The following is a 23,146-nucleotide window of genomic DNA, read 5'->3' as shown; positions in this document are numbered from 1 at the left end:
AGTCCCAAGGCAATATCGAAGCACTCGAACAGTCGATCAGTAAGGCCGTCAACCAGGTCTATGAGGAGCGGATCCATCCCATCACCCAAGAGATGGAAGATATCAAGAAGCTGCTCCGGGACGGTTTCCGGCTACACGAGGACGTATGAACCCCGACAACAGCTTCGTCGACCTGCGGTTAAACCGCCAGGACGGCCAGAACCAGGAGAGTTTCTGGCCATCCTTTACAGACATCATGACCGTTATCGTGATGATCTTCGTGATCGCCATGGTGGTCCTGTTGCTGCGCAACCTGGAGCTGGTCAAACAACTGCGCGCCACCATGGAGGCGGAACGGGCGGCGGTCGAGCTGGCCAAGTCCACAGGGGAAGAGAAAGAGAGTCTGGCACTGAAACTGTTCGCTGCCGAAAACGATATCTCCATGCTGCGCATGCGTCTCATGCAACTGGAGGAGCAGCGCGAAAAGCAGGCCGGCACCATCGATGTCCAACACCGCGACATCGCCAAGCTGCAATCGGAGAAGGAGGCGTTGCAGATGCTGCGCGACCGCCTCAACGCTGAAAATTTCACCCTCAATCAACAGTTGAAGAAGCGTGACGCGCTGGTGCAACAGCAGCAGCAGAGCCTGGAAGATCTGCAGCAGACCCTGCACTCGGCACAACAGCAACTGAGTCGATTCCAGGAAGAAATCGCCTCCGCCCACTCGGCGCTGAACACGCTAGAAGAGAACTATGCGGCCGTGCAGGAGCAATTGGCCCAACTGCAACAACGCTACAGCAACCAGTCGAGCGAACTGCTGTCTGCACGGGTAGCCGAACGCGAAAGCGGCCGCCAGCTACAGACACTGCAGTCCGATTTCGAACAGTTGAAAATAAAATATGACAAGCTGATTCGCCCGGCCCGCTCACCAGCCGGCCACTATCTGGTGGAGGTGCGCTACACCAAATCGGGCGGACAGATCCAGGCGGAATACCAAACCCAGGAAAAGCCGGGCTATACACCCATCTCCCAGGCGGGTCTGGAAAAGGTGCTCGGCAAGCTGAAAACAGAGCAACCTAATGGCCTTTATATTAAAGTCATCTTCCCCGAGAAGAGCGGACTTACCTTCACCGAGGCGTGGGGACTCACCTCCCACCTGCACGGCCAATACGACTACTACTTCCAGGGTGGCGGGCCGGAACTGGTTCCGGTGCTTCCTCCCCTTGAGAAGAGCGAGTAACCCGCCGATGGGCAATCCAACTGTGATGAACGGCAGACAATAGAGAGGCGAATTGCCCCATTATGGGGCACCCCTTCCCTTATCATGGTGTTTTGTTGTTATACTCGGCCGTTAGTGCAAAATAATTATAAACCGGTCTGCCTATGTCCACGCCCGTCATCATTTGTGACGACTCCAGTTTTGCCCGAAAACAGGTCATGCGCGCCCTCCCTTCCGGTTGGGACGTGGAGCTGACACTCTGCGAAAACGGACAAGAGGCGGTTGCAGCAATCGAAGCAGGAAAAGGGGATATCCTCCTGCTCGACCTGACCATGCCGGTGATGGACGGCTTTGAAGTACTGGAGTACATCCGTAAAAAAGATCTACCCACCCTGCCTATCGTTATCTCCGGTGATATCCAGCCGGAGAGCCACAAACGGGTCATGTCCCTCGGCGCGGTCGCCTTCATCAAAAAGCCGGTCGATGGGAATGAGTTGACCCGAGTACTCGAGCAATTCGGTGTGTTGGGCATCCTGACCGAAACCGACTTGCCTGCCGATGATCGCCAAATTACCTTCAATGAGTGGGTACAGGAGATCACCAACGTCGCCATGGGCCGGGCGGCGGACTTGCTGGTCCGGGTGATCAACGAAAAAGTGGAACTCTCCATCCCACATGTCAGCCTGATGGAACAGGGCGAACTGGAAATGACCCTGAACGCCACGGCTGACGGCGATAGCTTCTCTTGTATTACCCAGGGATTTATCGGCGGCGGCATATCCGGCGAAAACCTGCTGCTGTTCCATGACACCGATATCCGCCACGTCGCCAAGCTGCTCAATTTCGATCTCAATAGTCTGGAAGCCGCTACCGAGATCGAACTCTATATGGATATCGCCAATGTACTGGTCGGCGCTTTCCTCAAAGGTTTTGCTGAACAGCTGGATGTCAACTTCAGCCAGGGACACCCGCGCATCACCATCCATAACGAAGACAGTGCGGTTTTGTTGGCCAACCATCAAGGACAAGAGAGAATTTTGACCATCGAAGTCAACTACGTGATTGGTGACAATCAAGTGAGTTGTAATCAACTGGTGCTGATCACACCGGAATCAATACCCGCACTAAAGATACGTTCAGGTGAGGAGATTATCTAACAATGAGCTCACTCAATGACGATATCGCCGAGATGCACCAACTAATGGGAATCGTCCACAATGTGGACGTCGGACTGGTGGTCCTCGATCGCGAATACCGTATTAAAACCTGGAACCATTTCATGTGGAACCACAGCGGCATCAGCCCTTTTTCCCTGAACGACAAGAATCTGTTCGAGGAGTTTCCTGAATTACCGACGCTATGGTTGAAGAAGAAGCTGGACACCGTTTTTTTACTTAATAACCGCTCTTTCTCCTCCTGGCAACAGCGCCCCTATATTTTTAGATTTCACAGTTACAACCCCATCACCGGCCGTACCGATACCATGTATCAAAATATGACCATCTTCCCGCTGACCGGCATATCGGGCGCAGTCGAGCATGTCTGCCTGATGCTCTATGACGCAACCGACGCCGCCATGGATGAGGTGGCCTTGCAGTCAGCCAATGAAGAGCTGGACCGGCTGGGACGCACCGACGGATTGACCGGTCTGCTGAATCGCCGGGCGTGGGAAAACCAGCTTCAATCCGAGTTCAAACGCTTTCCGCGCAGTCAGAAAGTCTCCACGCTGGTGATGTTCGATATTGACCACTTCAAAAAGGTGAACGATACCTACGGCCATCAGGCCGGCGATGAAGTCATACGCGCCACCTCAGCCCTGTTGCAGGATACCAAACGGGAAATTGATATTGCCGGCCGCTATGGCGGTGAAGAGTTCTGCGTGATCCTGCTGGATACCGACTGCCAGGGCGGCATGATCTTTGCCGAACGTTTGCGCAAGGCGATAGAGTCGGTGACGGTCAATTATGAAAATCTACAGATCAATTTCTGCATCAGCCTCGGCGTCGCAGAGATCAGCAAAAACATCGATAGCCATACTGCCTGGCTGGAACAGGCGGATAAGGCGCTTTACCAATCCAAGGAGGGGGGACGGAACCGCGCCACGCTTTATACTCAGGCGTGAGCCGGTTTCCGGCGACAGACACCACCTTGATCGGACGGGAAGGTCATTTCTCCTGTCTCTCCCCCGGCTTGGAGGCCACCTTGTCACGCAGATAGACCGGCGCGGCCTGCTCCGCCGCCACCGCTTCACCATTGGCCAGTGCCGCCACGGCAAGCGACGCCACGTCATGGGCACTGCAAAGTAGATCGCCTTCAACCGACACCACGGCGTTGCCCAGCCGCTGTTCCAGCAGCGGTCGATAACTGTTCCAACCGGCGCCGACCCCCTGCCAACCGTAACCTGACGGCTGGGTTACCCGATCCGGTGCGGCGACTTCATCGTCAACGCATGCCACGACCAACCCTTGCGGCCCCACCTCGTAAGCCCCCCAGTAGACCTCTTGCATACGGGCGTCGTAAGCCGGCAACAAACGCTGCCAGCCCAGCTCGCGGTAACCGCGCTGCGCCAAGGCAGCTAAAGTGGAGATTGGCACCACCGGCAGATCGCCGGCGAAGGCCGCCCCCTGTGTCACGCCGACGGCGATGCGCACACCGGTAAAGGCCCCCGGACCGCGACCGAAAGCGATGGCATCCAGCGCGGTCAGCGCCAACCCGGCCTCGGCCAGGAGTTCATCCATCATCGGCAAGATCAATTGGCTATGCATGCGCGGCTGTACCTGATAGCGCTCGATGACGTTACCGTCAATCAACAGCGCGGCGGAACAGGCTTCAGTGGCGGTTTCTATGGCAAGTATCTTCATGACATCAAATTGTATCTCAGCCGTTGCTGAAAGCGACCCCTTTTACCGCCTACCGGGCCAATTCATTTACTGGTAACGGCTCCGCTACAGAGAAGGAGCATGCATGCTATTTTATGGCTACAATTGGGGTAATCGTATGTGCTGAGCTGGGAGTCCCTGATATGTACTTTGGTAAAAAATACGAAACCGCTCCTCATGGTGACAGTGTGGCTGACGAACGCCGGGCCATCCTGCGTCGTCATCTCATTTACTACCTGCGGGTCTGGGATACCGCCACCAACAAACTGCTCGGCCACATCGTGGATATCAATACCGATGGCCTGATGCTGATCAGCGAAAAACCGGTCGAGACCGGCAAAGAGTTCGAACTGGAAATTCGTTGGCAGGATATGGAAGGCAAACCGGAAGATATCCGCTTTTCAGCCATCAGCCGCTGGAGCAACAACGACATTAACAGCGCCTTCTACGATACCGGATTCCAACTGGTCGACCCTTCGGAAGAGATACTGGAACCCATTCGTAAGATGATCCACCAATACGGTTTTGGCGAGTAACGCCGGAACCGCCAGAGGCCCGTTCCGGGCCGAATAGGCGTTCCCACGCAGAGAGTGGGAACGAGGAACCTCCCCTCTGTAGGAGACCCGCCTCTTGGCCGATTATCGCGGCGGTAGCGCCTTTCCTACGCGTCTTCGTTTGTGCTGCCGGCAGGTGGCCCGGCCTGAAAAAACTGCACCACATCCTCCAACTCCCGGGTACGCGCCATCGGCGGCATGCTCTCCAGGAACAGATGACCGTAACCCTTTTTCAGCAGGCGCGGATCGCAGATAACCAGCACCCCACGATCGGTCTCATCCCGAATCAATCTTCCTGCCCCTTGTTTCAAGGCGATGGCCGCCTGCGGCACCTGAAACTCCATAAACGGGTTGCCGCCCTGTTTTCGTAAGGCATCGATACGGGCCTGCAACACCGGATCCCCCGGTGAAGCAAAGGGTAGCTTGTCGATAATGACGCAGGAGAGCGCCTCGCCCCGCACATCCACCCCTTCCCAGAAACTGGCAGTCCCCAATAGCACGGCATTGCCCAACTGACGGAAGCGGGCCAGCAGTTCCCCCTTTGGCATGCTGCCCTGTACCAGCAGCGGGTAGTCAAGCCGGCTCTCCAGACTCTCGGCTGCCTCCCGCAACGCCCGGTGACTGGTAAACAGGATAAAGGTACGTCCCTGGCTGGCCTCTATCACCGGTACCGCCACATCCAGCACCGCCTGGGTGTACGCCCGTTCACGGGGTTGCGGCATCCCTTTGGGGACAAACCAGAGTGCCTGATGTGCATAATCGAACGGACTGTCCCAGCAGGCGGTACGCGCTTCATCCAATCCCAGTTGACGCTGAAAATGGTCAAAGCGCCCGCCCACCGCCAGGGTGGCGGAAGTGAAGACCCAACTGCCCGGATGACTGGCCATGCGCGCCTGGAACAGCGCGGAGATATCCAGCGGCGTGCGATTCAGCCGAAAGCTCTGGCGATAGGTTTCGAACCAGCGGATATATTCGCCCTGTGTCTCGTCTTCCTGGGTCAATTCATTGAGGCATTGGCGCAGCGACTGGCAACGCGCCAGGCAACTGTCCAATCCCTTGCCGCGTCCCTCGACCAGTTGCAGCAGCTCGATCATTTTCGCCAACGACTCGTCCAGCTGATTCAGGGCACGCTGGATCTGCGGGTCATCCGCCATCTCCGACCAGGGGCCGCGCCGCAGATCCAGGCCGAATAGCAGCCGCAGGTCTCGTGTCACCTTGGCCAGTTGCGCCGACTGTTCCGGCACGGCCTTGAGATCCCCCGCTTCACGCTGATATTCGGTATCGATATCGCGACAGAGATCCAACAGCTGCCGGCCGCTGATCCCGGAACCGAAGAAGTTTCCCGCCACCTCCGGCAGCTGGTGTGCCTCATCCACGACGAAACAGTCCGCCCCCGGAAGCAGTTCTCCGAAACCGCCCTCCTTCAGGGCAAAATCGGCACACAGCAGATGGTGATTGATCACCACCAGATCGGCTTCCTGAGCCCGACGTCGCGCCTCGACCAGATGGCAGGCGCTATAGGCACCGCACTCGGCACCCAGGCAGTTTTCCGTGGTCGAGGTCACCAGCGGCCAGATACGGGCATCTTCCGGGATCTCGGTAAGCTCCGCTACGTCACCGCTACGGGTACGGCCCGACCAACGTTGGACCTGCATCAACTGGTCCACCATTTCACGGCTATTGAGACGCCCCTCCAGCAGGGTCATCTCCATTCGATGAATGCAAAGGTAGTTGGCGCGACCCTTGAGCAAGGCGATATCCGCCGGCACGGCCAATGCCTGTTTGACCCGGGGTAGGTCACGATGGAATAACTGGTCCTGCAAGTTTTTGGTACCGGTGGAGATTATCACCTTCTGGCCCGACAGCAGCGCCGGAACCAGGTAAGCGTAGGTCTTGCCGGTGCCAGTGCCCGCTTCGCTGATCAGCACTTCACCATCGTTCATCGCGGCCATCACCGCCTCGGCCATCGCCTCCTGCTGCGGGCGGTAGGTAAAACCCTCCACGCAGCCGGCCAACAGGCCTTCGGGGCCAAGAATTTCGCTGATTTCAGACATACTGAGGATTAACCGGCCTGGTTGTCCCACACCTCGGGGGCCAAGCCTTCATCACGGGACCAGACCAGACGGCCGATGATCTTGAAACGGGCCACCGAGAGGGCACCGCGCTTGGAACGCCCGCTGCTGGAGTGTTCCATGAATTCGAGCAACTCATCCCGATCCGCCTCATAGAGTTCGTAGGGCTCATAATCGTCATCCATGAGTACCAGCACCACGGCGTCCCAGGGTTGTTCAGCCTTGATCTGGCCGATGCGCTGACCGGTCTTGCTCTCATCGAAAATGGTCCGGCTCTTGATCTGGATGCGCCGGTCGTCCCGTGCCGGATCGACCGCATCGAATCCGCCCACCGCGGCATCGACCGGTTTAAGGTTCAGCAGGCGGATCGCGTCATGCAAAGCGATCTCGTTGCTGATGCCGGGCAAAGGTTTGCCCATGGTGCGCCGGTACTCCGCTGCGAGTTGGCGTGCCTGGCCGATCAATTTGTCAGCGGCATAGAGGCTCATGCCGATAAATCTCCCCGGATTTCAATGGCTTTCAGCAGGATTGTATCCTAAACCTTAGGTAACTGCCGCATCCTTGGTAAAACCGCCCGCAGCGCCGTTCGGCACGCGAGTATCAATTGAGCATGCGCGCCTTGCGCTCGGCCACCTTTGCGCCGGAAATATCTCCTGTCGCCCGGCGCGCCCGGGCAATCAGTTGCCAGTTTTCCCGCTTCAGCGCGACATCCGCGCCGGCCAGTGAAAGTGATTTAGTGGCCAGATCGGAAGCCAGTGCATGGCGGCCCTGGGTCATTCGCAGGGTGGCCAAGCGGTACCAAAGGTGGGCATTGCGCGGTTCAATACGCAGTGCCCGCTCAATGGTACCGACTGCACCGACCAGATCGTTGTTCCGCTCCTGCTGCTGGGCGGTATTCAACAACGCCCCCACCGCCTTGCTGTGCAACGGTGTCAACGGCGCTGCCGGGGCCGGCTCGTAGGCGCTGATCTGTATCTCCTTCTCTTCCGCGGGCGTCACCACGGCGCCGCCACTTGCTGGGTCATAGTTAGGGGTAGTCTGTCGTGGCGCGGCCGGTTCTGCGGGACGTTGCGGCGCCGTATAACAGCCGGCCAACAACAAAACCGGCAAAACCAGTGCGCTATACCTTTTCCAATTCATTCAAAAAAACTCCGAAACAGCCGCCGAATCGAGTTCCCCGTCCGCCCCACACAGGAGGCGGTAACCGTAGGCGCCGAACCGACTATAAATGGGTACTGCCGTGCCTCTTCGCACCCTTCATCGGCCCGGAAACCGGACGCCGGATCAATCCATATCGTCTCGACCGATTCCGGACGTAACAGTGAGAGTGGCATCGGGTGCATACGTCGCATCATATCACCCCACACCTGCAGTGCGCCCGTCGCTCCGGTCAATCCGGCCGGTTTATTGTCATCGCGACCGACCCAGACCACCGCCACCTTGTCACCGCTGAAGCCGGCGAACCAGCTATCGCGCAACTGGTCGGTGGTGCCGGTCTTGCCGGCAATATTCAGCGAACTGTCGAGATAGTTTGCCAACCCGCGCCCGGTACCGCTACGCACCACTTCCTGCAGATTGCGGTTCAACAGATAGACCGGCCCGGCATCCACCGACTGGCGCACCGTGAGCGGATAACGCTGCAACGGTTGGCCACTGCTGGACTGGACTCCTCGAATGGCGCGCAGGGGGGAGTAAAAACCGCCGGCGGCAAAGCTCTGGTAGAGCTGAGCCACTTCCAGGGGAGAGAGCGACAGCGCCCCCAACAGCATCGCCGGTACTTGTTCGATAGGCCGATTGATTCCGAGCCGTTCCAACAGGCCGGCAACCGAGCCGAGGCCGATATCCATACCGAGCCGCACCGTGGCCAGATTATAGGACTTGGCCAGGGCCAGATGCAGCGGCACCTGCCCATGGGAGCTGTGATCGTAGTTTTCCGGTACCCAGCGCTCCCCCTCCCGACTGGCAATACTCAGGGGACTGTCGTCCAGCGGTGTCACCAGATTGTATCGATCGGCGCGCATCAGCGCGGCCAGGTAGATGGCCGGTTTGACCAGGGAACCGATCGGCCTGATCGCGTCCAGGGCGCGGTTGAAACCGGCATATTGCGCACTTCGCCCCCCCACCATGGCCCGGACTTCACCGCTCTCGCCATCCACCAAGACGGCGGCGCCCTCCAGCTTTCCGGCCGGCAGGCGATACTGTTTCTCCAGCCGAGTCAGGCGATCTGCCACGGCGGTTTCAGCCTGCTGTTGCGCCCAAGGATCCAGGGTGGTGAAGATGCGCAAACCTTCCGAGGTCAAATCCTCTTCCCGATAATCCCGGTGCAGTTGCCGGCGCACCAGATCCATAAAGGCGGGATAACTGCCGCGACCGTCTCCTTTCTGTTGCACGCCCAGTGGCCGCTTTTGCGCGGCCGCCGCCTGCCCGGGAGTAATCATTCCCTGCTCCTGCATCACCTTCAGCACCAGATCGCGCCGTTCTTTGGCCCGTTGCGGATGGCGGCGCGGATCATAGTAGGAAGGTCCCCGTACCTGGGCGACCAGCAAGGCCATCTGGGACAGATCCAGCTCTTGCAGGCTACGGTTGAAATAGAAGTGACTGGCCAATCCGAAACCGTGAATGGCGCGCCCGCCATCCTGCCCCAGATAGATCTCATTGGCGTAGGCGCCCAGGATCTCCTCCTTGTCATAATGGGCTTCCAGCAGCAGCGCCATGGTCGCTTCGTTGAGTTTGCGCCAGAGGCTGCGCTCCCGGGTCAAATAGAAATTCTTCACCAACTGTTGGGTCAGGGTACTCCCCCCCTGCACCACACCACCGGCCCGCAGGTTGGCCCAGACCGCCCGGGCGATCGCTTTTGGATCGATGCCGTAGTGCTCATAGAAGGTGCGATCCTCCATCACCACCAGCGCCTGCACCAGGGGTTCCGGCAACTCTTTTCGCTGCACCAGAACCCGGTCTTCGTTGTGTGCCGGATAGATGCTGCCGATCTCCGGCGCTTCCAACCGCACCAGCGCCAGATCACCCTGGCCGACCTCCGACAACTGCTCTATACGCTGCCCATCGAAACGTATATCCAGGAAACGGCCCGGCGCCTTCTCGTCCCAAAAGTGGAATTCACGCGCTTTGACCAGGAAGCGCCCGCCATTGCGCGACCAACTGGCCGGCTGTTTGGGATAGCGGACTTTCTGATATCCCATCCGCTGCAGCTCTGCCACCAGTTGTTCCGGGGTGACTGGGGCACCCGGATAGAGTTCCAGCGGACGGCCATAGACCCGCGCCGGCACCGCCCAACGCTTGCCTTCAAATTTGATTCTGACGGTGTTATCCAGGTACAGCAGATAGACCCCCAGAACCAGGGAGAAGAGGAAACCAAGAGCCAGTAACCGACTGACCCAGCGACGTGATGTACGGCGTCTGGCGCCTGCCCGGCTTTTTGAACGACGCTTGCGGGTGCTGTTCGTGGGTGTCTTCTTGGTGGTCGAGCGGGTACGTTTTCGGGGTGCTTTAGCCATCGAGTGCTACTTGAATAATCGCTTTAAATTGAGATGCCTGCCAGGCAATCGGGTATGTCATGGGTATTAATGTTTGTCCGCCAGGGGGAACCGCTGCAGTTGACTGGCTATTTGGCTATGCAGATCGTGGACCCAGGCGGGCGCATCCGCGGGAATCGGCTGATCCGGCCGGAAACGGTAGTCCCGTGGCGTAATCAACACCGACACATTGGATTCGCCAACCAGGGCGGTCAATACAAACAGCTCCTCGGCAGCCCGATTACCGACGGCCAGGCAACCGGTTGACACACGGCCGCCGTGAATAAAAATATCACCGCCCAGATTGTTCCGCCCCTCCATGTCCGCCTGCTGGCGATCAAAGGTATTCGGGTAATCCAGCTTTAACGACAGATGGTAGGCACTGTTGGGGTTAAGAAGTTCAATCCGGTACTCCCCCTCCGGCACCTGTCGATCTCCCTCCTGGAGTTTGGGGCCGGCGCGACCGCTCATGGCCTTCACGCGATAGTCCTTAATATGTTGCCAGACACCTTCGCTCAACGCCCACAACTCGATCAGTCGGGTATCTTTAAAAGCCACCAGCGATACCCGCTGCGGCGGCCACGCCACATCGGCAAATTCAAAACGGGGCTGTAACCGCAATGCAACCTTTTCGCCATAGAGCCTCACTACATCATCCACCGTGCGCATGGCACCGAGTGCCATCACCGGCATCGGCTGGCATGAAAACAGTCCGATCAACAGGATTTTGATCAGCAGACGAAAACGAAACCCTGAGCAGGGTGTGGTTGATAACAGCAATGACGGAACGCTCATAGCCCTGCATATCTACACTATACCGCCGAAAAATGAAACCGCCGGCTCGGTCGGGGCCTGATAACCGGCCTTTTCATCGTGCGGCATTGGCGGACGGTAAATATGCGACCGGACGCACAGCAAATCGACCGCGGCCATCTAAAATGACGGGAGCCTACTCGATAACCAGGACAACAGGGCAACGGGTTATGTGGATCATCATCCAGGGAATTCCCCTCACCACCAATCAACAAGAGCTACAGCAATTTCTCAGCCAGCGGCTCAAGTGCGGCAGCTGGTTTGGCTTGCCGTTCAAACGGCGAAGTGGTTTGAAGAGTGTCTCGATCCTCAAGATGACCGATCGACTAACCGGCGAGGTGGAGTGTCACGGACTGGCGGAGCTGGATACCCTTTCGCCGAACGAGGAGACCTTGCGGACTCTCAACGGGCACCCGTTTCGCGGACGCCGGGTGACAATTCGCAAGTATTACCACCGTTCGTCCAAACCCTCACAGAAAGTACGGGGCAGCCAGCCGGTCCAACCTGAGCGACGCCGGCCTGACCTGCACATTGAGATGCTGCGGAACAAACCGATTGACGCCCTATTGAACCGTCGTTAACACCACACGGGTAACCGGCGCATCGACGCTGCCCTCTTCCGAAGGCAAGCGCTTCCTACCGGTCAGCTCTTTAACTCTTTCTCAAACGCTTTAACTACATCCTTGAACAGGGCCCGATTCTGTTCATTCAGGTCCATGAGCGCACGGTGCGCCTCCAGCAGTAAACGACTGTTGCGCTGATCGCCCGCCTCTTCCGGTTGGATTTCATCCAGATCCTCCGTCTCGGTATCTTGCCGGTCGACAATATTGAACACCTGATCGAAACCCACCGCATCCAGCAGTTCGTTGATATCCGGTTGATTGGAGATCAACGTCACTTTCGGTAAACCGGCCTTTTGCATCGCTCGAGCCAAGCGGGCCAGGATGCCCAGGTTGGTGCTGTCGATACTCTGCACATCGGTCAGGTCGACAACAAAGCCTTGCAGATCAGGCCGCTCCAACAGCTGCTGCAGGTAGCGGTCCAGCGCGACACATATCGTGTGCCGGACATCCCCGCGATAACGCAGAACCTCTACACCGTTGTGCGATCCGTGCAGAATTTGACCATCACTCATTTTGCTCACCACGCACAATAGATAGGAATGCGATATCGTCGGGAATCTCATCCAGGTTTTCGATATCAAACCGTTCGACCAGCGCCTCAATGGAGGGCGCCCCGCTCGTCACCATCTGTAACAGCCACTCGGTTCTGCGCCGTGCGGAGTCACGCGGGAACAGTTCCAGAATACCGTCTGAAATCACCAGCAGCTGTTGAATCGGTTGGAAGTCGATCTGATGTTGGGTATAGATGGAATCCTCGAACAGACCCACCGGTTTATCGTGGCTGGTCAAGGTATTGATCTGTTCGCCATCGAACAGTATGGGATAGGGAAACTGTCCGCCGGAACAGAAGCGTAACGCCTGCTCCCGGGTATCCAGCACACCATAGAAGATGGTTAGATATTTCTCGATCGGTGACTGATACAACGCCCGGTTCAGATGATCCAACATTTCATGGGGTTGGCGAATCACCTCCTCTTGAGCACGTTGAAACGCATCCAGATGTTTTTCAAACAGCGTCTTGAGCATGACCGTGACAAAGGCCGAAGCGGCGCCATGTCCGGAAATATCGGCAATGTAGAAACCTACTTCGTGATCACCGATTGGAAAGTAATCGACAAAGTCACCGCTTAACAGCAGTGAGGGAAAGAGTTGACGCCGAAACAGGAAATCACCGTATTGCACCTCGGGTGGAGGCAACAGGCTGGATTGCAGTGCACGGGCCGCTTCTTCATCTTCACGCAGTTGCCCCAAGGCTACCGACAACTCCTGGTTAAGTGCCTCCAGGTGTTTTTGATAATCCTGGTTTTCCTTGATCAGGCGCGCCCGATTGAGGGCCCGCTCGATTGCCGTATCCAAGACCTGAAAATCCACAATCGGCTTGGTGATGTAATCCCAGGCCCCGCGCTTCAGCGCTTGAATGGCATCACTGACCTGATTCGCTCCCGACACAATAATAATGGGGGTATCGGGCGCATTCTCGGCAATAGTGGAGAGCACGTCCAAACCATCCATACCGGGGAGCCGCAGATCACACAGCACCAAGTCAGGTTTGGACGACTCAAACAGGTCGATCCCCTCGGCCCCGTTTGTTGCTTCGATGTAGTCGTAATCCAGATCTTCCAGATGGGCGACCAGACTGCGTCGAACCGCGGTCTCATCTTCGATGGTTAAGATGCGTACTGCTTGATCCATTGCTATTCCAGGGACTCTTTATTATCGCTTGCCAACCGGATAACGGCACACGGCTCTGCGGGAAATGCCCCCTAATCGGTGCCTGACTATTAGTTTAGACAGCTTACGCGAGAAACGGGTAGATTAATTTGCCGGTCGGTATGGAGGATTGAATGGATCGGCTACTGCCGGGTAATAGAGTAGGAGCGGTATGAGAGTGCGTGACCTATCCGGAGCTGCCTGAATGTTTACGCCATGCAGCCCCGGCACAGGGGAATCAACGTCGGATCCCTTGATCATCCCAAAATGGTCGCCTTGCTTCGCTCTCGGCATCGAGTCGACTGATACCGATATCTTTCAACGTCGCATCGCTCAATGTCATCAGCAGATAGCGTTCACGTGAGAGCATGCGCCAGCGATGGAGGCTGTCAGCCAGCTTACGCAGCAGCCCAACCAACGTCCACTTGCACTGGCGCTCGAGGGTGACGCACGGCGATGCCGGGGTGAAAAAGGATGGATGGTCTGAGATAAACTGTTTCATAACGCCTCCTGATCGGGTTGACCGGTTCCTGTTCCGGTTGCAGAAAGTCTGGGCCCATGCTAAACATTATTCAAACGAATAGTTTTGATGTGACACATCAACAGACGTGATGGATTAGAGATGACCCCGATACTGGACAATGACCTGCTGCGTACCTTTGTCGCCATCGCCGATGCCGGCGGCTTTACCCGCGCCGCCGAGATGGTGCACCGCTCCCAGTCCGCCGTCAGCATGCAGATGAAGAAACTCGAAGAGTCGGTCGGTCGACCGCTGTTCGAGAAAGTGGGTCGTGGCATGGTGCTGACCCCGGACGGGGAGGTGCTGCTGAATTACGCCCGACGCATCCTGCGCCTGCATGAAGAGGCCGTCTCCACCCTGCAACAGCCGGATATGGTGGGCAGTGTGCGAATCGGCATACCGGACGACTATGTAGCCGCATTTATTCCGCGCATCATGGCCCGGTTTGCCAAATCCTATCCGATGGTTCAGGTTGAGGTGATCTGCCAGAATAGCGAGCATTTGACCAAGTCGGTTCGGGCCGGGGAACTCGATCTGGCCATCGTAACGGCAGTACCCGGCAGTATGGATGGAGAAGTGCTACGTCGTGAATCAACCGTCTGGGCGACCTCAAAGAACCACTTCATCCATGAACAGGAACCGCTACCGCTGGTGCTGTTCCAACCCGGCTGTATCTTCCGCCACTGGGCGATGAAAGCGCTGGACAAGAGTGGTCGTCCCTACCGGATCGCCTATTCCAGCCCCAGCATTACCGGCATCGAAGCGATCGTCAGTTGCGGGCTGGGTGTAACGGTGCTGGTAGGCAGTATCGTGAACGAAAATATGCGCATCTTGACCGCCGCCGAAGGATTCCCGGAACTGCCGGAATCGGCCATTACTCTGTTGCGTTCCAAGGTCTCCGCCTCGCCCGCCATCAACTGCCTGGCGGATTATATTTCTGAAGGATTCCGGGACAACCAGGCCAGCGCCGCCTGATACTCCGGTGATACAATCGGCGCTGAAGTAACAGTCGGAGAGTTCAGATGTTTACCGGAATCGTCCAAGGCACGGCAGAAGTCATCGCCATTGAGGAAAAACCGCAGTTTCGCACTCATACCGTCCGCCTACCGGCGGAGCGCCTTACTGGACTGGAACCGGGCGCTTCCGTGGCACACAACGGTTGTTGCCTGACGGTGACCGATATCGAAGATGACCGGGTCTCTTTCGACCTGATGCAGGAGACCCTGCGCGTCACCAACCTGAGTCTGCTGAAGCCGGGCTACCGGGTCAATATCGAACGGGCCGCACGCTTCGGCGACGAAATCGGTGGCCACGCCATGTCCGGACATATTCTCTGTATGGCTCCGATCACCCGCATCATTCGTAGCGAGAACAACCGCCAGGTCTGGTTCCGCCTGCCGGAAGCGTACCGTCGCTACCTGTTCACCAAGGGTTACATCGGTATTGACGGCATCAGCCTGACTATCGGTGAAGTGGACGGTGGCGATTTCTGCGTCAACCTGATTCCTGAAACCCTGGAGCGGACCAATATGGGTTTCCGCCAGGAACAGGATCAGGTCAATATTGAAATCGATCCCCAAACCCAGGCGATTGTAGATACGGTTGAGCGGGTGATGGCGGAACGCGCCGCTAACTGATCAGTCAGCGGCCATCAATTCCCCGACCCGCTGTTGCAGATGAGGGATCACCTCTTCTTCAAACCAAGGATTGCGCCGTAGCCAGAGATTATTGCGTGGACTGGGATGCGGCAGCGGCAGCAGTCCGGGCCCGAAATGTTGCCAATGTTTCACCGTCTCGGTCAGGTTGCTCTTGCGTTCCGCCCCCAGATGCCAAGCCTGGGCATATTGGCCGATAGCCAGCACCAGTCGGATATTCGGCAGATGTGCCAGCAGTTGTTCGCGCCACTGCGGCGCACATTCGGCGCGGGGCGGCAAGTCACCGTTTTTACCGGTACCGGGATAGCAAAATCCCATGGGTAAAATGGCGATGCGACGAACATCGTAAAACTGTTCACGCGTCACGCCCATCCACAACCTGAGACGATCGCCGCTCGGGTCATTGAACGGAATGCCGGTTTCATGAACCCGTCGCCCCGGCGCCTGGCCGGCTACCAAGATTACCGCCTTGGGATCAGCCCTGAATACCGGATTGGCGCCCATTGGCAAATGCGCCGCACAGATCGTGCAGTTGTTGATCTGATCAACCAAAGAGACAAAACGTTGCTTGGACATACCGAGGATCTCTTACAAGAGCTTCCCACGGACGATAGCAACTCAACAGGGAAAAGTGTAGTGACAACCCTTTGCGGTCATTTGGGTCGGTATCGTCAAAGACGCCAACCCAAATGACCCGGGATTATCATCGAACCGCTACAATCCCGGCACCTACGCGAACAGGGCACATAGATCAGGATTAGATGACCACCGCCTTGTTGGCACCGGCGATACTGGCCTGGAAGATCGCTTTATGCACATCGCCCAAACTCAGCATACCTTGCAGCACACCGCCTTCCGCAACCGGTATCCGGCGAAACTTGTGACGGACCATGGTGGTGGCCGCCTGCAGTATGTGATGGTTAGGTGAAACGGTAATCACATCCTTCGCCATCAGATCGGACACCTTGAGCGTCACCACATCCTTGTACTTATCCATCATGCCGGAATAATCGCCGGCGCCCAGACCATCGGTCATCATATCTTCCAGAGTGGGAAACAGACGGTGAAACACATCTTTCTCGGCGATAAATCCAACCATCTTTTCCCCCTCCATTACCGGCAGACCGCTATAGCGATAGAGGCACATCAGTGAAACCACTTCCAGCAGACCGGTTTCAGGTGTCACCGTACGCGGGGATTTGGTCATTATCTCTTTAACCTGCATAGCTTCATCCTCCTGGGTTTCGCACAACATCGGTTGAATGGTGCAACCCGGCTCGACATGGCAACGCTGTTCTTGTTATTTCGTTGTCGACAGCGGAAGCGACTTTCAGCAGCCGACCGACACACTGTCAAAACCGTGCCGAACCGTGGTTTACCTTAGTAATGGCCGATTTATGACTGTTTTGTCTACCCGGTTTATCTTTATGCGGGCATAAAAAGAGGCTCGAAAAATCGTAACAACTGCTTGTTTTGCGGACTTTTAAGGAAGGCATTCAACGCTTTAAATACGGGGTTTACGGCTTCTGAACCGAGACATTTATATCAATGGACGCATTACTGTTCCATTAGGGCGTCCCTTCTCACCAAGGGAGAATGGCAGGATGAGGGATAATAAAATCAAGCGGTTAACTGTATCCATCCCCTCACCCCAACCCTCTCCCTGTTGGAGAGGGGGCTTAGGGCACAGTAGTGCCATGGATGTAAAAAATGCCTTCGCACTGTGGTGCGATATTCTGCCGGCCGCACCTTGTCACTAACCGTTAACGGGCCAATATTCGGATCTTGCCGAATAGCGTCCGCATCTCGGTGTTATCGATAAACGAGAGATTGTACGGATGCTCGCAAACCAATTGTGGATAGCGGTTGGCACAGGGTATGGATTGAATCTGTTCGGCAATCTTGCCCCACAGTACCAGGGTGGGTAATTGCTCACCACGTGCCTGTTGCAAGCCATTTAAAAAGCGTTCCATGAACTGTTGCCAGTATCTCGCCTCCCGGTTGGGTTTGCGATCCGGATGCAGTACCGGCGTCGCGTTAAGCATCAGAAAACCAACCCGTTGCAGGGCTTCAAACAGTTCAGCAATGGTTTGCACCATACCCGCCTTGGGTACTTCCGCCACCAGGGATTGTGGGATTTTCCCCTCTTGAGTAGGAACCAGCCGCCCCTCTGCAACCAAAGCCGTTTTGAGAATATTACGTAGTGAAGTGGCCCGGTTCACCGATTTGGAAAGGCCCGAATCACTCCATAAACCGTCCACCGCCGCGTCATAAAAAGCGATACCGTTCGCCGACGCTTTACGTGGATAGGGCGACTCGCCAAACAGCACATATTGCACACCTTCCAGATCCCGTTGAAACGCGGCAAAGATCTTGTCCGGTCCCGGTAGCCAGGCTGAATCGGCCAATAAATCTTCCAGGTACGCCTCATCCATGGTGCGTCCCGCTTCCATCAGCAACGGTTGCCATCGGGGATGCACCTGTGAACGTGTGAGCAGTGATTCTATAGCATTCATGGGACCAACAACCGGTAGATAAACCGACCTAAAACAGATGGGCGCAAAGTTTACCATCAGCCGGAAAGCGGACTCGAATTATTTTTTCCAGACTGGCTGGTTATCCTGCTGGTAGGGGATTGCCAATCCAAACCCTGATAGTTAAGCGAATTATTTCCGGTTCCCGGCCAGCCCCTTTTTCACTCTATCGGACTCAAAAATATATCCACGGATTGACGCCGATGGGATAGCGGAGAATAAACTCTGTGTCTACACTGAATCCTGTATAACGAGCGTGCGTGCCATAAAAAGTCAACGGAGGATTCAACCATGCAGCATAAAGCCATTCTGTTAGTGATGGGAATGGGCGCCCTTGGCAGCTCATTCATATTGGAGGCAGAACAGCGCCCGATGGGATTTTTCGTCACCAGCGTCAGCATGGGGGACGGCGCCAACCTGGGCGGATTGGCGGGTGCCGATGCCCACTGTCAAAAACTGGCGACAGCTGCGGGCGCAGGCAATCGGGAGTGGCGCGCCTATCTCAGCACCGAAGAGGATGGCAAGCGCGGCATCTCTGCACGGGAACGCATCGGCAACGGCCCTTGGTATAACGCCCACGGTATACTGATTGGCGCCAACCCCACCGACCTGCACCTGTACAATAAAACCATCACACTTGAAACGGCACTGGATGAAAACGGCAATCGCATTAAAGGCCGTTATGACAAACCCAACCAACATGACATCCTCACCGGCAGCCAGGAAGACGGTACCGCCTATTTTCCTGACGAGGCAGATCACACCTGCAAAAACTGGACGAGCAACGGAGAAGGCAGTGCCCAGGTCGGTCACCATGACCGCCACGGCGGTGGCAACAGTTCCTGGAACTCGGCCCATGCCACACGCGGCTGCGGTAAGGATGATCTTCCCAAAACAGGGGGCAACGGCTATCTCTACTGCTTTGCTGCTGATTAAAGATAAAGCGGTGCCGAATTAGTCTAATTCCGGCACCGCTTTATTAACACGCTCGACTCAGTAGAAAAAGCGAACAGCTGAGCAGAGTGTCGATCATACTCAGGTATCGGCTCGCTCACTCCCGTTCGCTCAATGTGTCGCCTTCTCTCCCCATATCTGTTTCAGACGCTGATCCCGCCCGCAGTTCCAGCGGTAAAACTTATAGCGAACCGGATTATTCTTGTAGTAATCCTGGTGGTAACTTTCGTTGCCTTTAATGGGGTAAAACGTTGTGGCCGCCAAGATCGGCGTTACAACCTTTTGATCAGGAAATTGCGCTTCCACTTCTCGTTTAGACTCTTCGGCTATCTTCCGCTCATTATCATTCGCCACAAAAATCGCACTCAAATAACTATGCCCTTTGTCGCAAAATTGGCCGCGATCGTCGAATGGATCGATGTTCACCCAATAATAATCCAGCAGCTCTTTATAGCTCACCTTGTTCGGGTCATAGGTGATTTCCACTGATTCGTAGTGACCGGTGTGGTCCCCGTTATAGGTAGGGTTATTCAAGGTGCCGCCGGTAAAGCCGGAGACAACATCCGTGACGCCGCCCAGCTTTTCAAAATCGGATTCCATACACCAGAAACACCCACCGGCCAATATAGCCTTATCGGCAAGAACCGTTGATGAGCCACACAACAGACTGCTCAATAGAAAGACTGTCCACTTCTGTTTCACAATATTTCTCCCTCTAATTTAACGGTAAGCCCGTAGCCTGGGTGCGATAAATCCCCTATCCAAAGATCTTTGTTCAAGATAGCGGAAACACTTGGCACGACAGCCCATTAACTCTCTCCCTTAATGACCCGGCTGGCAATCAAAATACTTCAGACGTTATCATTTTGTTATAAATAGCCGGGTAGTTCCCCTATTTTGCGTCACCCAAACTAGGATTGTAGCGCGGCGTATGGCGGAATGACCGCTGGTACGGCTCCACACCGGTTCGCCGAAGCCGTGTTTTTAAACTATCTTTATAGACAAGCACCGAAATTGCGAGCGACTCATACACGGGATCGCCCCGGACAACTTGATCGGTCACTTACAACAACAGACTGACGGGGGCGAAGCAATTAGCCCGCGGAGGAGTTGACAATCTGCAGTGACCGATGGTTTTGTACGCAATGCAAACAAATTCGGTGCAGACAAAAAGTACAGCAGAAGCTGCTGTGGAGATTGCTGGGGAGTTAACCTAGCCACCGTCCTATCCGGGGCGGCGCGGCTAACGTTGATAACCGTGACCGTGAAGGAGACAAGACTGTTCCCGATCGGCTAAAGAGGCAGTCATGAAAACACTACTACTGCTGGCAACACTGACCACGCCACCCCTCTCATTTGTCTCTATTGACTGTACACAGTACGGTAAACCCGGTACACCCTATATGATCATGTCGCACCAGGGAACCGGTGTTACCGTACCGGTCAGAACACTGCACCAATTTCCACAAGCCTTGATGCTACTCAAAGATATCGAAGCGGTGGTGCATGAACGCTGGATCGACCCCAAATGCGAGTGGATCAAGTCATAGCCGTCGACGCCGTGTCACGTCATTCATGCGGCGAGGTAGATAGTGGCTTATCGGGATAGGCTGGATTGCGATGATAGCCCGGTCCCAACACAGGTGGTACAGGGCTGATCAGCTTACCGTCGATATTGGACCGGTAGTGCAAAACTGAAGACCACATGACACGCTCATCCACCCTGGAAAGCACACGCAATTCCACCCGATAAGGACGGCCGGCAATCACACCCTGCAAAGGAGGTGTTCGCAACTGAATCGGCTCATGCGTCAAGCCAAACTGTTTGCGCACCGGAATATCGGGGCCACCGGCAGGGTCTTCAAACCTGGCTTCGACGACATCGCCCACTTCAACCGAATGGACAGGCACCACGGCCACGCCGTAGAAGATATCGCTGACACGATAATTGAATATAAATCCGCCACCCAATACATGCAGATAGGGCTGCGTTCCGGTTTTCTCCGCTGTGAGCCAACCGATTCCCACCAGTAACATAACAGCCGCCACACCATAGGCGGCGAGATAGGGGAGTGGATTACTTTTTAACCGCACCATCCAACCACTGGTCCACTGAACAAATGCCGGCCAGTCACCGCCGTGATTCACCGCCAACTTATGCATGCTCATCCCCTCACGCTTTATTACATGACTGAATAATAGATCTGTTCTGGGTAAACGGACACCTTCCCACTGAAATACCTACTACATTTAAGTAGGCAACAGGTTCCCGAGGTGGCCCGTTGGCTTCAACCATGTAGCTACCGCCTAACGGGAAGGGTGTTGATGGAACAGCCGTGCTCACCACATTTAAATCGCCATAAACCACAAATAGCAAATGGTTTACTGCGCCGCCATAGAGCCAGCCGAGGACTATACTCATTTTCACCGTTGCCTCGGCAGCGGATCAAAGGCGACAGCCGGCCAAGTGGAAATCCAGTAAACGCCAGGGAAGCGGCAGAAGTCGAGTACCGACCGACTGCGCCCTCTAAATGAAATCAACAAAGAGTTAAGAGGGAGGCAAACATGGCTAACTGGCAGATCAAAGGGCAATACATGGAAACCTGCAACTGCAATTTCATTTGTCCCTGCATCGGGAGTAATTTGACGTCGGCACCCACCGAAGGAAATTGCAAGGCAGCCATCGCCATGCAGATCGACCAGGGACAGAAGGAGGGCGTAACATTGGACGGCCTGGCGTTTATCGTCCTACTCCAATCCCCGGGCCCGATGATTGAAGGCAACATCAAGATAGGTCTCATCATCGACGAGAAGGCCGATCAGGCCCAGTGCGATGCTATTACCGGAATTGCCTCGGGCGAAGCTGGGGGGCCCATGGCCGCCCTGGTACCGCTGGTCAGTGAAATTGCCGGTATTGAGAAACGCCCCATACGCTTTGAGATGGATGGGATGGATCGTCATGTCACTGCAGGTGAGCTGATCGACCAAGCCCTCAGCGGCATACCCAGCGCGGTCAAAGAGGGCGATACCCTGTACCTGGATAATGTGGCCCATCCCGTCTCGTCCAGAATCGCCCTGGCCAAAGCCACCCACAGCCGCTTCCACGCCTTCGGTATTAACTGGGAGGACAGCAGCGGACTGCGCAACGGCCATTTCGCGCCCTTCTCCTGGGCTGCCTGATTCCAGCACGGACCAAGCGTTACGGCATGTCCAGTCAGGGCCATATCGCCATCGCCCGGCGTGATCGGTGGACCATTCTTGTCAGCCTGTTTACGCTGGCCCTGCTGGCGTGGCTCTATTTATGGATCGACGCAGGGAAAATGGAAATGATGTCAGCACATGACAACATGGCAAACCGTACCATGGCTGACACCCTACCTTCCGCCCCCTGGCAACTGGAGTCACTGCTACTGACCTTCCTGATGTGGGCGGTAATGATGGTCGGCATGATGCTACCCAGCGCAGCACCGGCAATCTTGCTCTACGGTCGCTTGGCGAATAACCGCCAAACCGTCTCCCTCCTGCCCGCCACCGGGTTGTTCAGTTCCGGATACCTGACAGTCTGGACACTGTTTAGCCTGTCCGCCACACTGTTACAAGCGACATTCGAGAGCCAACGCATGCTGAGCCCGCTGCTGAGTTCATCAAGCACCTGGCTCAGCGCCACACTGCTCCTTATCGCCGGCCTCTACCAGTGGCTGCCACTTAAAAAGGCTTGCCTCAAGAAATGCCAAAGCCCGCTCAATTTCTTTCTCATGCACTGGCGCCCGGGAGCCCTGGGCGCCTTCTGCATGGGCATGGAACACGGCCTATATTGTGTGGGTTGCTGCTGGGTGCTGATGCTGCTGCTGTTCGTGGCCGGCGTGATGAACCTGCTCTGGGTAGCCCTAATCGCCGGCTTCGTGCTGGCTGAAAAGTTACTGCCATCAGGACATCTGATCGGCAATGTCGCCGGAATCGGACTGCTGCTAATCGGCTCGGGCATGCTCGTTACTGCCATCTAAACCAATAGTTCATCTACTTTCTTGTGATGGTCAAGGCCAACAAGATTCTAATCTTTTATACCTGCTTCCATTGAGGGGAAATCAAGTATATTTGATAATT

25 protein-coding genes are annotated in these 23,146 nt (G+C 56.0%); 11 read left to right on the top strand and 14 right to left on the bottom strand.

Annotated features, from left to right (window positions below; translation table 11 throughout):
• Positions 1–145 precede the first annotated feature (145 nt).
• The 3 genes from ACQY5R_RS08525 (at position 146) to ACQY5R_RS08515 (ending at position 3,320) form a co-directional block, all read left to right on the top strand.
• Complete coding sequence (locus tag ACQY5R_RS08525; protein ID WP_428606973.1) at positions 146–1,219, top strand: hypothetical protein; 1,074 nt, start codon at positions 146–148, stop codon at positions 1,217–1,219.
• Positions 1,220–1,362: 143 nt separating this feature from the next.
• Positions 1,363–2,355, top strand: a complete 993-nt coding sequence (locus ACQY5R_RS08520) for a response regulator (protein ID WP_428606971.1) — start codon at positions 1,363–1,365, stop codon at positions 2,353–2,355.
• Positions 2,356–2,357: 2 nt separating this feature from the next.
• Positions 2,358–3,320 carry a diguanylate cyclase gene (locus tag ACQY5R_RS08515; RefSeq protein WP_428606969.1) on the top strand — a complete coding sequence of 321 codons (963 nt, stop codon included), beginning with the start codon at positions 2,358–2,360 and terminating at the stop codon, positions 3,318–3,320.
• 43 nt (positions 3,321–3,363) lie between these two features.
• On the opposite strand, the gene tsaB is transcribed toward ACQY5R_RS08515, so the two are convergent.
• Positions 3,364–4,059 carry a tRNA (adenosine(37)-N6)-threonylcarbamoyltransferase complex dimerization subunit type 1 TsaB gene (gene tsaB / locus ACQY5R_RS08510; RefSeq protein WP_428606966.1) on the bottom strand — a complete coding sequence of 232 codons (696 nt, stop codon included), beginning with the start codon at positions 4,057–4,059 and terminating at the stop codon, positions 3,364–3,366.
• A 161-nt stretch (positions 4,060–4,220) separates the two neighbouring features.
• Here tsaB and ACQY5R_RS08505 point away from each other — a divergent pair, with 161 nt between their 5' ends.
• On the top strand, positions 4,221–4,613 hold the full coding sequence (locus tag ACQY5R_RS08505) for a PilZ domain-containing protein (protein ID WP_428606964.1): 393 nt from the start codon (positions 4,221–4,223) through the stop codon (positions 4,611–4,613).
• A gap of 125 nt (positions 4,614–4,738) precedes the next feature.
• Here the strand turns inward: ACQY5R_RS08505 and ACQY5R_RS08500 are convergent, their stop codons facing one another.
• The 5 genes from ACQY5R_RS08500 to ACQY5R_RS08480 form a co-directional block, all read right to left on the bottom strand.
• On the bottom strand, positions 4,739–6,685 hold the full coding sequence (locus ACQY5R_RS08500; RefSeq protein ID WP_428606963.1) for an ATP-dependent DNA helicase: 1,947 nt from the start codon (positions 6,683–6,685) through the stop codon (positions 4,739–4,741).
• An 8-nt stretch (positions 6,686–6,693) separates the two neighbouring features.
• A complete protein-coding gene (locus tag ACQY5R_RS08495; protein WP_428606962.1) occupies positions 6,694–7,191 on the bottom strand; it encodes a hypothetical protein in 498 nt (165 codons plus the stop codon).
• A 112-nt stretch (positions 7,192–7,303) separates the two neighbouring features.
• Positions 7,304–7,843 carry a tetratricopeptide repeat protein gene (locus ACQY5R_RS08490; protein ID WP_428606961.1) on the bottom strand — a complete coding sequence of 180 codons (540 nt, stop codon included), beginning with the start codon at positions 7,841–7,843 and terminating at the stop codon, positions 7,304–7,306.
• Entirely contained in the window at positions 7,840–10,215 is a 2,376-nt protein-coding gene (mrcB, locus tag ACQY5R_RS08485) for a penicillin-binding protein 1B (protein ID WP_428606958.1), read from the bottom strand. The genes ACQY5R_RS08490 and mrcB overlap by 4 nt, the downstream gene beginning before the upstream one ends.
• 66 nt (positions 10,216–10,281) lie before the next feature.
• Positions 10,282–11,028 (bottom strand): L,D-transpeptidase family protein, encoded by a 747-nt coding sequence (locus tag ACQY5R_RS08480; RefSeq protein ID WP_428606955.1) that lies wholly within the window; start codon positions 11,026–11,028, stop codon positions 10,282–10,284.
• 188 nt (positions 11,029–11,216) lie between these two features.
• Here ACQY5R_RS08480 and ACQY5R_RS08475 point away from each other — a divergent pair, with 188 nt between their 5' ends.
• On the top strand, positions 11,217–11,627 hold the full coding sequence (locus tag ACQY5R_RS08475) for a hypothetical protein (RefSeq protein ID WP_428606952.1): 411 nt from the start codon (positions 11,217–11,219) through the stop codon (positions 11,625–11,627).
• 62 nt (positions 11,628–11,689) lie between these two features.
• On the opposite strand, the gene ACQY5R_RS08470 is transcribed toward ACQY5R_RS08475, so the two are convergent.
• The 3 genes from ACQY5R_RS08470 to ACQY5R_RS08460 all read right to left on the bottom strand — a co-directional run bounded on the left by ACQY5R_RS08470 (position 11,690) and on the right by ACQY5R_RS08460 (position 13,881).
• On the bottom strand, positions 11,690–12,181 hold the full coding sequence (locus ACQY5R_RS08470; protein WP_428606949.1) for an STAS domain-containing protein: 492 nt from the start codon (positions 12,179–12,181) through the stop codon (positions 11,690–11,692).
• Complete coding sequence (locus ACQY5R_RS08465; RefSeq protein ID WP_428606947.1) at positions 12,174–13,361, bottom strand: response regulator; 1,188 nt, start codon at positions 13,359–13,361, stop codon at positions 12,174–12,176. The genes ACQY5R_RS08470 and ACQY5R_RS08465 overlap by 8 nt, the downstream gene beginning before the upstream one ends.
• A 256-nt stretch (positions 13,362–13,617) precedes the next feature.
• A complete protein-coding gene (locus ACQY5R_RS08460) occupies positions 13,618–13,881 on the bottom strand; it encodes a DUF1127 domain-containing protein (protein ID WP_428606944.1) in 264 nt (87 codons plus the stop codon).
• A 120-nt stretch (positions 13,882–14,001) separates the two neighbouring features.
• Here ACQY5R_RS08460 and ACQY5R_RS08455 point away from each other — a divergent pair, with 120 nt between their 5' ends.
• Positions 14,002–14,874, top strand: coding sequence for a LysR substrate-binding domain-containing protein (locus tag ACQY5R_RS08455; protein WP_428606941.1), 873 nt, complete (start codon positions 14,002–14,004; stop codon positions 14,872–14,874).
• A 47-nt stretch (positions 14,875–14,921) separates the two neighbouring features.
• A complete protein-coding gene (locus ACQY5R_RS08450; RefSeq protein WP_428606939.1) occupies positions 14,922–15,536 on the top strand; it encodes a riboflavin synthase subunit alpha in 615 nt (204 codons plus the stop codon).
• Here ACQY5R_RS08450 and ACQY5R_RS08445 read toward each other — a convergent pair whose 3' ends face one another.
• From ACQY5R_RS08445 to ACQY5R_RS08435, 3 genes are all read right to left on the bottom strand, one after another.
• A complete protein-coding gene (locus ACQY5R_RS08445; protein ID WP_428606936.1) occupies positions 15,537–16,130 on the bottom strand; it encodes a uracil-DNA glycosylase family protein in 594 nt (197 codons plus the stop codon).
• 181 nt (positions 16,131–16,311) lie between these two features.
• On the bottom strand, positions 16,312–16,761 hold the full coding sequence (locus ACQY5R_RS08440) for a CBS domain-containing protein (protein ID WP_428606934.1): 450 nt from the start codon (positions 16,759–16,761) through the stop codon (positions 16,312–16,314).
• Between the two features lie 556 nt (positions 16,762–17,317).
• Complete coding sequence (locus ACQY5R_RS08435; protein ID WP_428606931.1) at positions 17,318–18,070, bottom strand: hypothetical protein; 753 nt, start codon at positions 18,068–18,070, stop codon at positions 17,318–17,320.
• 309 nt (positions 18,071–18,379) lie between these two features.
• On the opposite strand from ACQY5R_RS08435, the gene ACQY5R_RS08430 reads away from it, so the two are divergent.
• Positions 18,380–19,024: a hypothetical protein gene (locus tag ACQY5R_RS08430; protein ID WP_428606929.1), complete on the top strand. Its 645-nt coding sequence runs from the start codon at positions 18,380–18,382 to the stop codon at positions 19,022–19,024.
• A gap of 129 nt (positions 19,025–19,153) precedes the next feature.
• Here the strand turns inward: ACQY5R_RS08430 and msrA are convergent, their stop codons facing one another.
• Entirely contained in the window at positions 19,154–19,744 is a 591-nt protein-coding gene (msrA, locus tag ACQY5R_RS08425) for a peptide-methionine (S)-S-oxide reductase MsrA (protein ID WP_428606927.1), read from the bottom strand.
• A 605-nt stretch (positions 19,745–20,349) separates the two neighbouring features.
• Between msrA and ACQY5R_RS08420 the strand changes: the two genes are divergently transcribed.
• Positions 20,350–20,592: a hypothetical protein gene (locus ACQY5R_RS08420; RefSeq protein ID WP_428606924.1), complete on the top strand. Its 243-nt coding sequence runs from the start codon at positions 20,350–20,352 to the stop codon at positions 20,590–20,592.
• A gap of 19 nt (positions 20,593–20,611) precedes the next feature.
• Here the strand turns inward: ACQY5R_RS08420 and ACQY5R_RS08415 are convergent, their stop codons facing one another.
• Entirely contained in the window at positions 20,612–21,205 is a 594-nt protein-coding gene (locus tag ACQY5R_RS08415; RefSeq protein ID WP_428606922.1) for a hypothetical protein, read from the bottom strand.
• A gap of 402 nt (positions 21,206–21,607) precedes the next feature.
• Here ACQY5R_RS08415 and ACQY5R_RS08410 point away from each other — a divergent pair, with 402 nt between their 5' ends.
• Positions 21,608–22,222, top strand: a complete 615-nt coding sequence (locus tag ACQY5R_RS08410; RefSeq protein WP_428606919.1) for a DUF1326 domain-containing protein — start codon at positions 21,608–21,610, stop codon at positions 22,220–22,222.
• Between the two features lie 26 nt (positions 22,223–22,248).
• Entirely contained in the window at positions 22,249–23,046 is a 798-nt protein-coding gene (locus tag ACQY5R_RS08405) for a DUF2182 domain-containing protein (protein ID WP_428606917.1), read from the top strand.
• Positions 23,047–23,146 lie beyond the last annotated feature (100 nt).

This window comes from Sedimenticola sp. (genome assembly GCF_050289425.1).
GTDB lineage: Bacteria > Pseudomonadota > Gammaproteobacteria > Chromatiales > Chromatiaceae > Sedimenticola.
The sequence above is the reverse complement of the archived record's forward strand: the minus strand, read 5'-3'. Positions and strand labels throughout refer to the sequence as shown.

What these genes read in the sequence shown, in the direction of transcription:
- mrcB (WP_428606958.1), bottom strand. Translation starts at nt 10,215, where the DNA reads ATGGCTAAAGCACCCCGAAAACGTACCCGCTCGACCACCAAGAAGACA.
- tsaB (WP_428606966.1), bottom strand. Translation starts at nt 4,059, where the DNA reads ATGAAGATACTTGCCATAGAAACCGCCACTGAAGCCTGTTCCGCCGCG.
- ACQY5R_RS08440 (WP_428606934.1), bottom strand. Translation starts at nt 16,761, where the DNA reads ATGACCAAATCCCCGCGTACGGTGACACCTGAAACCGGTCTGCTGGAA.
- ACQY5R_RS08405 (WP_428606917.1), top strand. Translation starts at nt 22,249, where the DNA reads ATGTCCAGTCAGGGCCATATCGCCATCGCCCGGCGTGATCGGTGGACC.
- ACQY5R_RS08420 (WP_428606924.1), top strand. Translation starts at nt 20,350, where the DNA reads ATGAAAACACTACTACTGCTGGCAACACTGACCACGCCACCCCTCTCA.
- ACQY5R_RS08495 (WP_428606962.1), bottom strand. Translation starts at nt 7,191, where the DNA reads ATGAGCCTCTATGCCGCTGACAAATTGATCGGCCAGGCACGCCAACTC.
- ACQY5R_RS08450 (WP_428606939.1), top strand. Translation starts at nt 14,922, where the DNA reads ATGTTTACCGGAATCGTCCAAGGCACGGCAGAAGTCATCGCCATTGAG.
- ACQY5R_RS08465 (WP_428606947.1), bottom strand. Translation starts at nt 13,361, where the DNA reads ATGGATCAAGCAGTACGCATCTTAACCATCGAAGATGAGACCGCGGTT.
- ACQY5R_RS08445 (WP_428606936.1), bottom strand. Translation starts at nt 16,130, where the DNA reads ATGTCCAAGCAACGTTTTGTCTCTTTGGTTGATCAGATCAACAACTGC.
- ACQY5R_RS08475 (WP_428606952.1), top strand. Translation starts at nt 11,217, where the DNA reads ATGTGGATCATCATCCAGGGAATTCCCCTCACCACCAATCAACAAGAG.
- ACQY5R_RS08525 (WP_428606973.1), top strand. Translation starts at nt 146, where the DNA reads ATGAACCCCGACAACAGCTTCGTCGACCTGCGGTTAAACCGCCAGGAC.
- ACQY5R_RS08480 (WP_428606955.1), bottom strand. Translation starts at nt 11,028, where the DNA reads ATGAGCGTTCCGTCATTGCTGTTATCAACCACACCCTGCTCAGGGTTT.
- ACQY5R_RS08415 (WP_428606922.1), bottom strand. Translation starts at nt 21,205, where the DNA reads ATGCATAAGTTGGCGGTGAATCACGGCGGTGACTGGCCGGCATTTGTT.
- ACQY5R_RS08500 (WP_428606963.1), bottom strand. Translation starts at nt 6,685, where the DNA reads ATGTCTGAAATCAGCGAAATTCTTGGCCCCGAAGGCCTGTTGGCCGGC.
- ACQY5R_RS08460 (WP_428606944.1), bottom strand. Translation starts at nt 13,881, where the DNA reads ATGAAACAGTTTATCTCAGACCATCCATCCTTTTTCACCCCGGCATCG.
- ACQY5R_RS08410 (WP_428606919.1), top strand. Translation starts at nt 21,608, where the DNA reads ATGGCTAACTGGCAGATCAAAGGGCAATACATGGAAACCTGCAACTGC.
- ACQY5R_RS08505 (WP_428606964.1), top strand. Translation starts at nt 4,221, where the DNA reads ATGTACTTTGGTAAAAAATACGAAACCGCTCCTCATGGTGACAGTGTG.
- ACQY5R_RS08470 (WP_428606949.1), bottom strand. Translation starts at nt 12,181, where the DNA reads ATGAGTGATGGTCAAATTCTGCACGGATCGCACAACGGTGTAGAGGTT.
- ACQY5R_RS08520 (WP_428606971.1), top strand. Translation starts at nt 1,363, where the DNA reads ATGTCCACGCCCGTCATCATTTGTGACGACTCCAGTTTTGCCCGAAAA.
- ACQY5R_RS08515 (WP_428606969.1), top strand. Translation starts at nt 2,358, where the DNA reads ATGAGCTCACTCAATGACGATATCGCCGAGATGCACCAACTAATGGGA.
- ACQY5R_RS08490 (WP_428606961.1), bottom strand. Translation starts at nt 7,843, where the DNA reads ATGAATTGGAAAAGGTATAGCGCACTGGTTTTGCCGGTTTTGTTGTTG.
- ACQY5R_RS08435 (WP_428606931.1), bottom strand. Translation starts at nt 18,070, where the DNA reads ATGAATGCTATAGAATCACTGCTCACACGTTCACAGGTGCATCCCCGA.
- ACQY5R_RS08430 (WP_428606929.1), top strand. Translation starts at nt 18,380, where the DNA reads ATGCAGCATAAAGCCATTCTGTTAGTGATGGGAATGGGCGCCCTTGGC.
- ACQY5R_RS08455 (WP_428606941.1), top strand. Translation starts at nt 14,002, where the DNA reads ATGACCCCGATACTGGACAATGACCTGCTGCGTACCTTTGTCGCCATC.